The sequence below is a fragment of the Pseudomonas sp. 2725 genome, from assembly GCF_050434585.1.
Taxonomy (GTDB): Bacteria; Pseudomonadota; Gammaproteobacteria; order Pseudomonadales; family Pseudomonadaceae; genus Aquipseudomonas; species Aquipseudomonas jessenii.
Genome location: NZ_JBNDIV010000006.1, coordinates 243,642 through 256,882, shown reverse-complemented (window position 1 = coordinate 256,882; position 13,241 = coordinate 243,642). Strand labels below are relative to the sequence as shown.

Here is a 13,241-nt window from a genome sequence, read left to right as displayed (position 1 = left end):
ATTTCACTATATAAGCGCCTATATTTGGCGACAATTCTCGGCAAAAACCCTTTTCGCGGAGGCGCATCCCCTATGCGTACCAACACTCAGACCAAACGTGAGCTGGACAAGATCGACCGCAACATCCTGCGGATCCTGCAAGCGGACGGGCGGATTTCCTTTACCGAGCTTGGAGAAAAGGTCGGGCTCTCGACCACGCCCTGTACCGAGCGGGTCCGGCGTCTGGAGCGCGAAGGGATCATCATGGGCTACAACGCCAGGCTCAATCCGCAGCACCTGAAGGGTAGTCTGTTGGTGTTCGTCGAGATCAGCCTGGATTACAAATCCGGCGATACTTTCGAAGAGTTCCGGCGTGCGGTGCTGAAATTGCCCCATGTGCTGGAGTGTCACCTGGTGTCAGGGGATTTCGACTACCTGGTGAAGGCGCGGATTTCCGAGATGGCCTCGTACCGCAAATTGCTGGGCGACATCCTGCTCAAGCTGCCCCACGTGCGCGAGTCCAAGAGTTACATCGTGATGGAAGAGGTGAAAGAGAGTCTGACTCTGCCGATTCCGGATTGAAGATTTTCCGGTGTATGTTCCGACCCCATCGCGAGCAAGCTCGCTCCCACAATGAACCGGTTTTGAACACAAAATTCAGGCAGACTCAAATACCTGTGGGAGCGAGCTTGCTCGCGATTGAGGCAACTCGGTCCACCTGAAGACCCGCTGTTTTAAACCAACACCTGCCGGGTACTGGCCATGTACTCGAACACCTGCTTCTCCACCCGCGGATGAATCAACTCCACTGGCCCCCGCCCATTGGGGCACGGCAGGGTCTTGGTGGTGCCGAACAACCGGCAGATCAGCGGCCGTTCGTCATACACCGTGCAACCATTGGGCCCCAGGTGCACACAGTTGAGTTCTTCCATGGCGGCATCCTGCTCGGCGCGGGTCTTGCGCGGCAGGCGTGACATTTCTTCCGGCGAGGTGGTCACCGGGCCGCAGCAGTCATGGCAGCCGGGAACGCACTCGAACGAGGGAATCTGCTGTCGCAATGTGCGGATTGTCTGACTGTTGCAGCTCATTGAAGCGGTGACCAATAGCGGAATAGAGCGCGATTCTGACGCAAAAGCCCCGATCCAGACAGCACCAGCCGACCAATGTTGCCCGGCCGGGAAGGTCCGGCTTATGCTCCGTCAAGTTTTCTAAACGCAAGCATCAGGAACACGCACATGAATGCCCGTGCTCAACAGCCTGCAATGAACCACACCGCGTCCTACTACGCCGCCAGCAGCCTGCCGCAGCCCGAACTTCCGGCGCTCAAAGGCGAAGTGCTGGCCGATGTCTGTGTGGTGGGCGGTGGGTTTTCGGGGTTGAACACGGCGCTTGAGCTGGCCGAACGCGGCCTCAGTGTAGTGTTGCTTGAAGCCCATCGAATCGGCTGGGGCGCCAGCGGTCGAAATGGCGGGCAACTGATCCGCGGCGTCGGCCACGGCCTCGATCAGTTCACCAACGTCATCGGTGTCGAAGGTGTTCGGCAAATGAAACTCATGGGCCTGGAAGCCGTGGAAATCGTCCGGCAACGGGTCGAGCACTTCCAGATCCCCTGCGACCTGACCTGGGGATATTGCGACCTCGCCAACAAGCCCCGTGACCTTGAAGGTTTCGCCGAGGATGCCGAAGAGCTGCGCAGCCTCGGTTATCGCTACGAGACCCGTTTGCTGCAAGCCAACGAGATGCACACCGTGGTCGGCTCCACGCGTTACGTCGGCGGCCTGATCGACATGGGCTCGGGGCACCTGCATCCACTGAACCTGGCCTTGGGCGAAGCATCCGCGGCACAACGATTGGGGGTCCAGTTGTTCGAGCACTCGGCCGTGACCCGCATCGACTATGGCCCAGAGGTCAAGGTCCATGCCGCCGAGGGCTCGGTGCGCGCCAAGACCCTGGTACTGGGTTGCAATGCCTACCTCAATGACCTCAACCCGGAACTCAGCGGCAAAGTCCTGCCTGCCGGCAGCTACATCATCGCCACCGAACCATTGAGCGAAGAACGGGCCCACGCCCTTCTGCCGCAGAACATGGCGGTCTGTGACCAGCGCGTGGCGCTGGACTACTACCGACTCTCGGCGGACCGGCGCCTGCTGTTTGGTGGTGCCTGCCATTACTCCGGCCGCGACCCCAAAGACATCGCTGCGTACATGCGTCCGAAAATGCTGGAGGTCTTCCCGCAACTGAGTGCGGTGAAGATCGATTACCAATGGGGCGGCATGATCGGTATCGGCGCCAACCGCCTGCCGCAGATCGGGCGACTCAAGGACCAGCCGAATGTGTATTACGCCCAGGCCTATTCCGGTCATGGCGTGAACGCCACGCACCTGGCCGGCAAGCTGTTGGCCGAAGCCATCAGCGGCCAGCACAGCGGCGGCTTCGATCTGTTTGCCAAGGTGCCGCACATCACATTCCCGGGTGGCAAGCATTTGCGTTCGCCGTTGCTGGCATTGGGAATGTTGTGGCATCGGTTTAAAGAGTTGGTCTGAAGGTTTAGCTGGGCCTGTACCGACGCCATCGCGCGTAAGCTCGCTCCCACAGTGTTTGGCGGTGTTCACAAAATTTGTGTTCACCACCGTTCCTTGTGGGAGCGAGCTTGCTCGCGATGAGGCCCTGAAGAACACCGCAAAACTCAGATCCGCCAGAAAGGCTTCAGCCCCTCCTCCCGCGCCTGCTCCCGCGTCAGCCCGATGTCCTTGAGCTGGTCAGCCGTCAGGGCCAGCAACGCCTTGCGCGTGTGCAGGCGACGCCAGAACCGGTCCCAGCGATTCAGGCCGGACGACGCATTGCCCATGCCCCCCTCCCGCGTGCCGTTGTTCTGCCCGGTCGCCAGCTCCTGACTGTGTAACGTCAGCCGCACATCGCTCAAACCGTTCATCTTGGATGCTCCTGTTTACTTGGGTAGCCAGAGGTTCCATGATGCGTGGGCGCGCAAGAGCATTACAGATTCAAAACAACTGTATTAACTCCATACAGTTTTGCCGATTCCGCCACTGAATCCCGATTTTTCGCCCGATCTGTACTGGTTAACCGAATCACCCTTATCGAGGCTGCACCATGACCCTTTACGTCAACCTCGCCGAATTGCTCGGCACACGTATCGAACAGGGCTTCTATCGCCCCGGTGACCGGCTGCCTTCGGTTCGGGCGCTGAGCGTCGAGCACGGCGTCAGCCTGAGCACAGTGCAGCAGGCCTATCGGGTGCTGGAGGACAGCGGGCTGGCCATGCCTCGGCCCAAGTCGGGGTACTTCGTCCCGGCCAGCCGCGAACTGCCGGATTTGCCGGCAGTCGGCCGCCCGGCCCAACGGCCGGTGGACATTTCCCAATGGGATCAAGTGCTGGAGTTGATTCGCGCCGTTCCGCGCAAAGACGTGGTGCAACTGGGTCGCGGCATGCCGGACATCACCAGTGCGACCATGAAACCGCTGCTGCGTGACCTGGCGCGAATCAGCCGTCGGCAGGACATGCCCGGCCTGTATTACGACAACATCCACGGCAACCTTGAACTGCGCGAACAGATCGCTCGCCTGATGCTCGATTCCGGCTGCCAGTTGAGTGCCAGCGAACTGGTGGTGACCACTGGATGCCATGAAGCGCTGTCCACCAGTATTCGCGCGATCTGCGAGCCCGGCGACATTGTCGCGGTGGACTCGCCGAGCTTTCACGGCGCGATGCAGACCCTCAAGGGCCTGGGCATGAAGGCCCTGGAAATCCCCACCGATCCACTGACCGGCATCAGCCTCGAAGCGCTGGAACTGGCCCTGGAACAGTGGCCGATCAAGGTCATACAGTTGACCCCCAACTGCAACAACCCGTTGGGCTACATCATGCCGGAGTCGCGCAAACGCGCGTTGTTGACGCTTGCGCAGCGCTATGACGTGGCGATCATCGAGGACGATGTGTATGGCGAACTGGCCTACACCTATCCGCGTCCGCGCACGATCAAATCCTTCGACGAGGACGGTCGTGTCCTGTTGTGCAGTTCGTTTTCCAAGACCCTGGCACCCGGCCTGCGCATCGGCTGGGTCGCGCCCGGCCGCTATCTGGAACGGGTACTGCACATGAAATACATCAGCACCGGATCCACCGCGCCACAACCGCAGATCGCCATCGCCGAATTCCTTAAAGGTGGCCACTTCGAACCGCATTTGCGGCGGATGCGTACGCAATACCAGCGCAATCGCGACATGATGATTGATTGGGTGACCCGCTACTTCCCGGCCGGCACCCGCGCCAGTCGCCCACAGGGCAGCTTCATGCTGTGGGTCGAACTACCGGAAGGTTTCGACACCCTGAAACTGAATCGCGCATTGCACGACCAGGGCGTACAGATTGCCGTGGGCAGTATTTTTTCCGCCTCGGGCAAGTACCGCAATTGCCTGCGCATGAACTACGCTGCCAAGCCAACACCGCAGATCGAAGACGCAGTACGCAAGGTCGGTACGACAGCGATCAGACTGCTGGCGGAAAACGATCAGCTCAGCGACTGACCTTTCTTCGGGAATCAGCGTCCATATGCCTATCTGCGCCGCCAAACGGAGTTGGCGGCGGCGTTTCAATGCCTGGCTGAGCAATTCGGTTGGCTGAGGAAGATGTTGTAAGACTCGACCGCCACAGTTCTGCGATGCTCATCAGGCTGGCTGAGCGGCGCCAAACGCCCCTTGCCGCGACACCACAATCAGCACGCCCAAGGCCCCCACTGCCATCAGCAACGGCAACGCATGGCCGTTGATCCACTGGCTGCCGGCACCCGCCAGCAGCGGCCCGACCAAGCAACCAATCCCCCACAGCTGTGCAATATGCGCGTTGGCCCGCACCAGTGCATCGTCGCGATAACGCTCGCCGATCAGGATCAGTGACAAGGTGAACAAGCCACCGGCACTGGCGCCAAACAAGACCCACAGCGGCCAGATCAGCAGCGTGTCGATCAGCATCGGAATCGCCAGGCTCGACACCAGCAAGACGACTGCGCAGCCGGTAAACAACGCCCGGCGCGACAAACGATCGGCCAACGCACCAATCGGCAATTGCAGCACCGCATCGCCGACGACCACCGTACTGACCATCGCCAGAGCGATCTCCGTGGTGAAGCCCTGGCGCAGGCAGTAGACCGGCAACAGCGTCAAAATCATCGCCTCGAACGCGGCGAACAGCGACACCGCCCAGGCAATCGCCGGCAGGCCACGACAAAACTCAAGCAAATCACGCAGGGTCACGCTGCTGGCTTCACTGCTCGGCGCGCCACCGCGGCCCAGCAACAGGAACGGAGCCCCCATCAGCAAACCGACGCCCACCCAAAAGCCATAGTCATGCTCGGTACCGAGGAAGCCCAACAACACCGGCCCCGCCAGCTGACTCAATGCGTAGCTGCTGCCATACAGCGCCACCAGCCGCCCGCGCCATTGCTCGACCACCAGTTGATTGATCCAGCTTTCACCGATGATGAATACAAGGGTCAGGATCACCCCGATCATTAGCCGCAGCACCAACCAGATCGGATAGCTCGGCAACAGCGCCAGCAAACCGATCGAAATCGCCCCGGCCCACAGGCACAGGCGCATCAGATTGGCCGTGCCGAATCGCGCCGCCAGATGGCTGGAGATTTTCGCCCCCAGCAGGACGCCGATGGCTGGCATCGCGGCCATCACGCCAATGGCAAACGAGCCGTAGCCCCAGCTTTCCAGACGAAACGACACCAGCGGCATGCTGACACCCAAGGCCAGGCCGACACTCAGGACAGATGCCAAAACGGCGAAATAAGTCGCCCAACGCATGTTCCACGCTCCTGTGGATATTTTTATGTACAACACAAAACATTGTGGGAGCGAGCTTGCTCGCGATGACGGAGCAACATTCAACATTGAAGTCGACTGTTACACCACTATCGCGAGCAAGCTCGCTCCCACAAGGGATCTGTGTCGTTCGGGAGGCCTGCTCTACAACAGACCTCCCTTAACGGCTTACAACTTGATCCAGGTCGCCTTCAGCTCGGTGTATTTGTCGAACGCGTGCAGGGATTTGTCGCGACCGTTGCCGGACTGCTTGAAGCCACCGAACGGAGCGGTCATGTCGCCGCCATCGTACTGGTTGACCCACACGCTACCGGCACGCAGTGCGCGGGCGGTGAGGTGGGCCTTGGAAATGTCGGCCGTCCAGACCGCAGCGGCCAGGCCGTACGGTGTGTCGTTGGCAATCGCGATGGCTTCTTCGGCGCTGTCGAATGCGATGACCGACAGTACCGGCCCGAAGATTTCTTCCTGGGCGATTTTCATCGCGTTGCTTACGCCATCGAAAATCGTCGGCTCAACGTAAGTGCCGCCAGTTTCCTGGAGCGTACGCTTGCCACCGGCCACCAGCTTGGCGCCGTCGGCATGACCGGACTCGATGTAGGACAGTACGGTGTTCATCTGCTGGGTATCGACCAGCGCGCCAACATTGGTCGCCGGATCCAGCGGATTGCCCGGCTTCCAGGCCTTCAGCGCCTCGATCACCAGCGGCAGGAATTTGTCCTTGATCGAACGCTCCACCAGCAGGCGCGAACCGGCGGTGCAGACTTCGCCCTGGTTGAAGGCGATGGCGCCAGCAGCGGCTTCGGCAGCATCCTGCAGATTCGGCGCATCGGCGAACACGATATTCGGGCTCTTGCCGCCGGCTTCGAGCCAGACGCGCTTCATGTTCGACTCGCCGGAGTAGATCAGCAATTGCTTGGCGATTTTGGTCGAGCCGGTGAATACCAGGGTGTCGACGTCGTTGTGCAGGGCCAAGGCCTTGCCGACGGTGTGACCGTAACCCGGCAGCACGTTCAGCACGCCTTTCGGGATGCCGGCTTCGACAGCCAGTTCAGCGATGCGAATGGCGGTCAGCGGGGATTTTTCGGACGGCTTGAGGATCACCGAGTTGCCGGTGGACAGCGCAGGACCGAGTTTCCAGCACGCCATCATCAGCGGGAAGTTCCACGGCACGATGGCGCCCACAACACCCACCGGCTCACGGGTCACAAGACCCAACTGATCGTGCGGAGTGGCTGCCACTTCGTCGTAGATCTTGTCGATGGCTTCGCCGCTCCAGCTCAAGGCTTGTGCCGCGCCGGGAACGTCGATGTACAGGGAATCGCTGATCGGCTTGCCCATGTCCAGGGTTTCAAGCAGGGCCAGCTCTTCGGCGTGCTGTTTGAGCAGGCCGGCAAAACGGATCATGGTGGACTTGCGTTTGGTCGGCGCCAGACGCGACCAGACACCGGAATTGAACGTGGCGCGAGCGTTTTCCACGGCGCGCTGGGCATCGGCGGCGTCACAACTGGCAATCTTGCCGAGCAGACGGCCATCGACCGGGCTGATGCACTCGAATGTCTCGCCGGAAACGGCGTCGGTGTATTCGCCATTGATATAGGCGCGGCCTTCGATTTTCAGGTCGCGGGCACGTTGTTCCCAGTCGGCACGGGTCAGGGTGGTCATGCGAGTGTCCTCCTCTTATTGATACGACACCCGCGTTCTTCGCGGGCGCTGTCAGGAATTCTGCCCGGCCAGCCTGCTTTTCGGCCCAAGGCATCCACCACCCTAAACCAGCGGCAGGTGAAGTTTCAATATATTTGACATAACACCGGCAAACGGCCTTGCGATGTTCATTTTAATAAACATAGACTTTGGCGATACCCGTGTCCGGTCTGACCGGACACCCACCACTCGCACCGCAATGACGGGGGAATACAACAATGAGCATCCAGAATATCGTCGACTTCAGCCAGGCCACCACCGCCGCCGAACGCTATCGCCCGGATCCGACCAAAGTACTGAAGGGTGATCCCGAGCAAGCGGTGTACAACCACTACAACAGCCCTTGCGGTCAATTGAACGCCGGCGTGTGGGAAGGGGCTGTCGGCCAGTGGACGGTGAACTTCACCGAACACGAATACTGCGAAATCGTGCAGGGGGTTTCCGTGATACGTGACCTCGACGGCAACGCCAAGACGCTGCGTGTGGGTGATCGCTTCGTGATCCCGGCAGGCTTTCGCGGCACCTGGGAAGTGCTGGAGCCATGCCGCAAGATCTATGTGGCGTTTGAACAGAAGGCTTGAAGCAAGATCATCGAAATACCCCAAAGCCCGTCCCCGGTGACGGGCTTTTTCACGGGCGGACCCCGGCAAACATCGCGACACAGTACAACAGGTGATAAATGACCGGAGCTGCTCCAGTATTTCTTCACGGCATCCAAGACGGATGACGGGAGCAATTTCGCTCACTCACCAATTGCAAGGAAGCGGTAAATGACCATTGATTTGAAACAACACCTGGATACAGCCATTCAGTACATCGGCCGACAATACTCCGAAGAGCTGCGTGGAGAGCTCGCCAACAAGACCGGGCTGGCGGTACGTCCGAGGGGCATCGGGTTCATCATGACCAAAGACTACAATCCCGCACGGATCAATCTGCTGGTTGAAAACGAAATCATCACCCATGTCACCATGGGCAATTGATTTGCGCCAAACCATGCATCGCTCTACTCAGCACTGAAGCGCAATGACTTGATCAGGCTGAAAAGCTGTCCGTTTTTTCAAGCACAACAAAAAAGGCCCGTATCTCGCGATACGGGCCTTTTTCGTAAGAGGGAAAAATCAATTACTTGATTTTGCCTTCTTTGTAGATCACGTGCTTGCGAACAACCGGATCATATTTCTTGATCTCGATTTTGTCCGGAGTAGTACGCTTGTTCTTGTCGGTAGTGTAAAAGTGACCAGTACCGGCGCTCGAAATCAAACGAATCAATTCACGCATGATTAGCTCCCTTAAACCTTGCCATCGCGGCGAAGTTCGGCCAGCACGACAGTGATGCCACGCTTGTCGATGATACGCATGCCTTTGGCAGATACGCGCAGACGCACAAAACGTTTCTCTTCTTCAACCCAGAAGCGGTGATGCTGCAGGTTCGGCAGGAAACGACGACGGGTTTTGTTGTTTGCGTGGGAAATGTTATTCCCAGTCACCGGACCCTTACCGGTAACTTGACAGACTCTAGACATGCCTCAGCCCTCTAAAACCACATGCCCAACCCGGCATGGGTTGGCCGCTTAATCTCTCAGTCATTTGGCGCCAGGCGCCGCGTTTCTTTAGAGGTCTTACCGGCTACACCTACAGTGAAGGAACCGGGCCCCTAGAAAAGAGCGCTGCTTTATACCAGAAAGACTAGAGAGCAACAACATTCAGTGTGCGTTGAATTCACAAAAACCCCGTTTTTCTGGCTCCGAGCGCCTTGGACAAAGGCTATCGTCGATGGCGACCGCTCGTCGCAGAAAATCGTTCAGCGAGCCATCCAGGGGGTTTGCTCAACCGCTGCACAGCAAAATCAGTCGCCTATAGTCCCCTTAAAATGAAAAAGGGGATAGTCATTTGCAAAAGAGCCCACTAGGGTAAGCCTTTTCCAGACTGCACTTGCAGATGGGCCTTCGACCTGTATAGGAAGCCGACCATGCGCCTTGCTGCCCTACCGCTGTTGCTCGCCCCGCTTCTGCTGAGCCCACAGGCATTTGCCGCCGCCCTGAGCGTCTGCACCGAGGCCAGCCCTGAAGGGTTCGACGTGGTGCAGTACAACTCGCTGACCACCACCAATGCCTCGGCCGATGTGTTGATGAATCGCCTGGTGGACTTTGACACGGCCAGTGGCAAAGTGGTCGCCAGCCTCGCCGACAGCTGGGAAGTCAGCCCCGATGGCCTGATCTACGTGTTCAAGTTGCACCCGCAGGTGAAATTCCATCGCACCGAGTACTTCACTCCAACGCGCGACTTGAACGCCGAAGACGTGATTTTCAGCTTCGACCGTATGCTCGACCCGGCCAATGCGTGGCACAAAGTCGCCCAGAGCGGCTTCCCGCATGCGCAATCGATGCAGTTGCCTGCATTGATCAAGAAAATCGACGCCCTCGATCCGCAGACCGTGCGCTTCACCCTCGACCACCCGGATTCGACCTTCCTGGCGACCCTGAGTATGGGTTTCGCCTCGATCTATTCGGCCGAATACGCCGACAAACTGATGAAGGCCGGCACACCCGAGAAGCTCAACAGCCAGCCGATCGGCACAGGGCCGTTCGTTTTCACTCGCTTCCAGAAGGACGCCTCGGTTCGCTACAAAGCCAACCCCGACTACTTCGGCGGCAAACCCTCTGTAGATCCGCTGATCTTTGCCATCACCCCGGACGCCAACGTGCGCCTGCAGAAATTGCGCCGCAACGAATGCCAGATCGCCCTGTCGCCCAAGCCTCTGGACGTACAGGAAGCGCTGAAAGAGCCGACGCTGAAAGTCGAAAAGACTGACGCGTTCATGACCGCATTCGTCGGCATCAACAGTCAGCATCCGCCACTGGACAAGCCTGAAGTCCGCCAGGCCATCAACCTTGCCTTCGACAAGGCCAACTATGTCAAAGCCGTGTTCGAAGACACTGCCGAGGCGGCCAACGGTCCGTATCCGCCCAACACCTGGAGCTACGCCAAAGGCCTGCCGGGTTACCCTCACGACATCGCCAAGGCCAAGGCCTTGATGGCCAAGGCCGGACTCAAGGACGGCTTCCAGACCACCATCTGGACCCGCCCTTCCGGCAGCCTGCTTAACCCCAATCCAAGCCTTGGTGCCCAACTGCTGCAGTCTGACCTCGCGGAAATCGGCATTCAGGCCGAAATCCGCGTGATCGAATGGGGCGAACTGATCCGCCGCGCCAAGGCCGGTGAGCACGACTTGCTGTTCATGGGCTGGGCCGGTGACAACGGTGACCCGGACAACTTCCTCACGCCGCAGTTTTCCTGCGCGGGGGTCAAGTCTGGCACCAACTTCGCCCGCTACTGCAATCAGGACCTGGACAAGCTGATCAGCGCCGGCAAGACCACCGGCGAGCAAGGTGTGCGTAGCAAACTCTACGAACAGGCCCAGGCACAGATCCAGCAGCAGGCGCTGTGGCTACCACTGGCTCACCCGACGGCCTTCGCGCTGACGCGCAAGGATGTCGAGGGGTATTCGGTCAGCCCGTTCGGCCGGCAGGATTACTCCAAGGTCAACCTCAAATAATCTGACACAACACAAAACCTGTGGGAGCGAGCTTGCTCGCGATAGCGGACTTTCAGGCAACATCAATGCTGAATGTGCCGACGCCATCGCGAGCAAGCTCGCTCCCACATGGAAAGCCTGCTTCTCACATCCTGCCTACATCCAGCCATACTCCGCCATCGACAACGGGTCGCCATCGCCGATGATGAAATGGTCGAGCACCCGCACGTCAATCAACTCCAGCGCCTTTTGCAGGCGCTTGGTCAGCACCCGGTCGGACTGACTTGGGTCGGTGTTGCCCGAGGGATGGTTGTGACAGAGGATCAATGCCGCTGCGTTGTTGGCCAGGGCGCGCTTGACCACCTCTCGCGGATGAACGCTGGTGTTGTCGATGGAGCCGCGGAACAGCGTCTCGAACGCCAGTACCTGATGCCTGGAATCGAGAAACAGGCAACCAAACACCTCGTGTGGCTCGTGGCGCAGCATCGATTTCAGATACTCGCGAACCGCGTGCGGACTCTCCAGTGCCGACTTATGGCGCGCACGCTCGGCCAGATGACGCCTGCTCATTTCTTGCGCAGCCTGCAACTGCGCAAATTTCGCCGGCCCAAGTCCCAACTGCTTGCTGAACGCTTCCTGATCGGCTTCAAGCAACAAACGCAGGCTGCCAAACTGATTCAACAGGTGTCGCGCCAGATCTACTGCACTTTTACCCACCACGCCGGTGCGTAAAAAGATCGCCAGCAATTCGGCATCCGAAAGGCTTCCCGCACCCCGCTCAAGCAACCTCTCCCGCGGCCGTTCCGCCGCCGGCCAATCGCGAATACTCATAGCACCTCCCTGTCTGTGGGCACCGCTGTTCCGTAGCGGTCGCTGTGATATCGTAGCCCATCTTTTTTGCGGGCGAATTCACCCTGGGGAGGGGGGTTCGCCACGTATGTCACCAACGAATTGAAAGGCAGGCCTATGCAGCGGCTGTATCGGAAACGCATTGTTCTGGGCGTCGGCGGCGGTATCGCTGCCTACAAGAGCGCCGACCTGGTTCGCCGCCTGATCGATCAGGGCGCCGAAGTGCGCGTGGTCATGACCCGTGGCGGCGCAGAGTTCATCACCCCGTTGACCATGCAGGCCCTGTCCGGGCACCCGGTCCACCTGGACCTGCTGGACCCGGCGGCCGAGGCGGCCATGGGCCACATCGAACTGGCCAAATGGGCCGATCTGGTGCTGATCGCCCCCGCCACGGCGGACCTGATCGCCCGCCTGGCCCAAGGCATCGCCGATGATCTGCTGACCACGCTAGTGCTGGCCACCGACGCAGTGGTCGCCGTCGCGCCGGCAATGAACCAGGCGATGTGGCGCGATCCGGCGACCCAAGCCAACCTGCAAACCCTCGAAAGCCGCGACATCAAGGCTTTCGGCCCGGCCTCCGGCAGCCAGGCCTGCGGCGACGTCGGCCTGGGACGCATGCTCGAAGCCCTTGAACTGGCCCAGTGCGCCGCCGACTGCTTCCAGCGTCAGGCACTGACCGGCAAACACGTGCTGATTACGGCCGGCCCGACCCAGGAAAACATCGACCCGGTGCGCTACATCACCAACCACAGCTCCGGAAAAATGGGCTTTGCCCTGGCCGAAGCCGCTGTGGAGGCCGGTGCCCGCGTGACCCTGATCACCGGCCCCGTGCACCTGCCGACTCCAGATCGCGTCAACCGCATCGACGTGGTCAGCGCCCGCGACATGCTGGCTGCCTGCGAAGCGGCGATCCCTTGCGACCTGTTCATCGCCTCGGCAGCGGTCGCGGATTACCGTCCGGAAGTCGTCGCCCCGCAGAAACTCAAGAAAGATCCTACGAACGGCGACGGCTTGTTGCTACAGATGGTGCGTAACCCGGACATCCTGGCCACCATCGCCACCCGCCCCGACCGCCCGTTCAGTGTCGGTTTTGCCGCCGAGACCGAACACCTGCTCGATTACGCTGCACGCAAGTTGAAAGACAAGAACCTCGATCTGATCGTCGCCAACGACGTCGCCAACCCGAGCATTGGCTTCAACAGCGAAGAAAACGCCTGCAGCGTCATCGACCGTGAGCTTCACGCCACACTTTTCGCCCAGACCAGCAAGAGCAAGATTGCTCGCCAGCTGATCACTTTTATCGCCGAACGTCTGAACCAGGTTTAAT

14 protein-coding genes are annotated in these 13,241 nt (G+C 59.7%); 7 read left to right on the top strand and 7 right to left on the bottom strand.

The window, feature by feature from the left end:
- Positions 1-72: 72 nt before the first annotated feature.
- Positions 73-561: an Lrp/AsnC ligand binding domain-containing protein gene (locus tag ABIE16_RS18920; RefSeq protein ID WP_007975155.1), complete on the top strand. Its 489-nt coding sequence runs from the start codon at positions 73-75 to the stop codon at positions 559-561.
- A 152-nt stretch (positions 562-713) separates the two neighbouring features.
- Here ABIE16_RS18920 and ABIE16_RS18915 read toward each other — a convergent pair whose 3' ends face one another.
- Positions 714-1,067, bottom strand: coding sequence for a YkgJ family cysteine cluster protein (locus ABIE16_RS18915; RefSeq protein WP_007975156.1), 354 nt, complete (start codon positions 1,065-1,067; stop codon positions 714-716).
- 147 nt (positions 1,068-1,214) lie between these two features.
- Here ABIE16_RS18915 and ABIE16_RS18910 point away from each other — a divergent pair, with 147 nt between their 5' ends.
- Complete coding sequence (locus ABIE16_RS18910) at positions 1,215-2,522, top strand: FAD-dependent oxidoreductase (RefSeq protein WP_429521723.1); 1,308 nt, start codon at positions 1,215-1,217, stop codon at positions 2,520-2,522.
- 143 nt (positions 2,523-2,665) lie between these two features.
- On the opposite strand, the gene ABIE16_RS18905 is transcribed toward ABIE16_RS18910, so the two are convergent.
- Positions 2,666-2,911, bottom strand: a complete 246-nt coding sequence (locus tag ABIE16_RS18905) for a DUF1127 domain-containing protein (RefSeq protein ID WP_090452154.1) — start codon at positions 2,909-2,911, stop codon at positions 2,666-2,668.
- Between the two features lie 179 nt (positions 2,912-3,090).
- Between ABIE16_RS18905 and ABIE16_RS18900 the strand changes: the two genes are divergently transcribed.
- Complete coding sequence (locus ABIE16_RS18900; protein ID WP_218494620.1) at positions 3,091-4,524, top strand: PLP-dependent aminotransferase family protein; 1,434 nt, start codon at positions 3,091-3,093, stop codon at positions 4,522-4,524.
- Positions 4,525-4,665: 141 nt separating this feature from the next.
- Here ABIE16_RS18900 and ABIE16_RS18895 read toward each other — a convergent pair whose 3' ends face one another.
- Together ABIE16_RS18895 and ABIE16_RS18890 are read right to left on the bottom strand one after the other, a co-directional pair.
- Complete coding sequence (locus tag ABIE16_RS18895; RefSeq protein WP_429521722.1) at positions 4,666-5,808, bottom strand: MFS transporter; 1,143 nt, start codon at positions 5,806-5,808, stop codon at positions 4,666-4,668.
- A gap of 186 nt (positions 5,809-5,994) precedes the next feature.
- Entirely contained in the window at positions 5,995-7,488 is a 1,494-nt protein-coding gene (locus tag ABIE16_RS18890) for an aldehyde dehydrogenase (RefSeq protein ID WP_429521721.1), read from the bottom strand.
- Positions 7,489-7,745: 257 nt separating this feature from the next.
- Between ABIE16_RS18890 and ABIE16_RS18885 the strand changes: the two genes are divergently transcribed.
- Positions 7,746-8,108, top strand: a complete 363-nt coding sequence (locus tag ABIE16_RS18885; protein ID WP_057712750.1) for a cupin domain-containing protein — start codon at positions 7,746-7,748, stop codon at positions 8,106-8,108.
- 189 nt (positions 8,109-8,297) lie between these two features.
- Positions 8,298-8,510, top strand: a complete 213-nt coding sequence (locus tag ABIE16_RS18880) for a hypothetical protein (RefSeq protein WP_057712749.1) — start codon at positions 8,298-8,300, stop codon at positions 8,508-8,510.
- 142 nt (positions 8,511-8,652) lie between these two features.
- Here ABIE16_RS18880 and rpmG read toward each other — a convergent pair whose 3' ends face one another.
- A complete protein-coding gene (rpmG, locus tag ABIE16_RS18875) occupies positions 8,653-8,808 on the bottom strand; it encodes a 50S ribosomal protein L33 (protein ID WP_003177274.1) in 156 nt (51 codons plus the stop codon).
- Between the two features lie 11 nt (positions 8,809-8,819).
- A complete protein-coding gene (gene rpmB, locus ABIE16_RS18870) occupies positions 8,820-9,053 on the bottom strand; it encodes a 50S ribosomal protein L28 (RefSeq protein ID WP_007975166.1) in 234 nt (77 codons plus the stop codon).
- 446 nt (positions 9,054-9,499) lie between these two features.
- On the opposite strand from rpmB, the gene ABIE16_RS18865 reads away from it, so the two are divergent.
- Entirely contained in the window at positions 9,500-11,086 is a 1,587-nt protein-coding gene (locus ABIE16_RS18865; protein ID WP_429521720.1) for an ABC transporter substrate-binding protein, read from the top strand.
- 135 nt (positions 11,087-11,221) lie between these two features.
- Here ABIE16_RS18865 and radC read toward each other — a convergent pair whose 3' ends face one another.
- On the bottom strand, positions 11,222-11,896 hold the full coding sequence (gene radC / locus ABIE16_RS18860) for a RadC family protein (protein WP_057712747.1): 675 nt from the start codon (positions 11,894-11,896) through the stop codon (positions 11,222-11,224).
- A gap of 135 nt (positions 11,897-12,031) precedes the next feature.
- Between radC and coaBC the strand changes: the two genes are divergently transcribed.
- Entirely contained in the window at positions 12,032-13,240 is a 1,209-nt protein-coding gene (gene coaBC / locus ABIE16_RS18855; RefSeq protein ID WP_349735824.1) for a bifunctional phosphopantothenoylcysteine decarboxylase/phosphopantothenate--cysteine ligase CoaBC, read from the top strand.
- The last annotated feature ends 1 nt before the right edge of the window (position 13,241 follow it).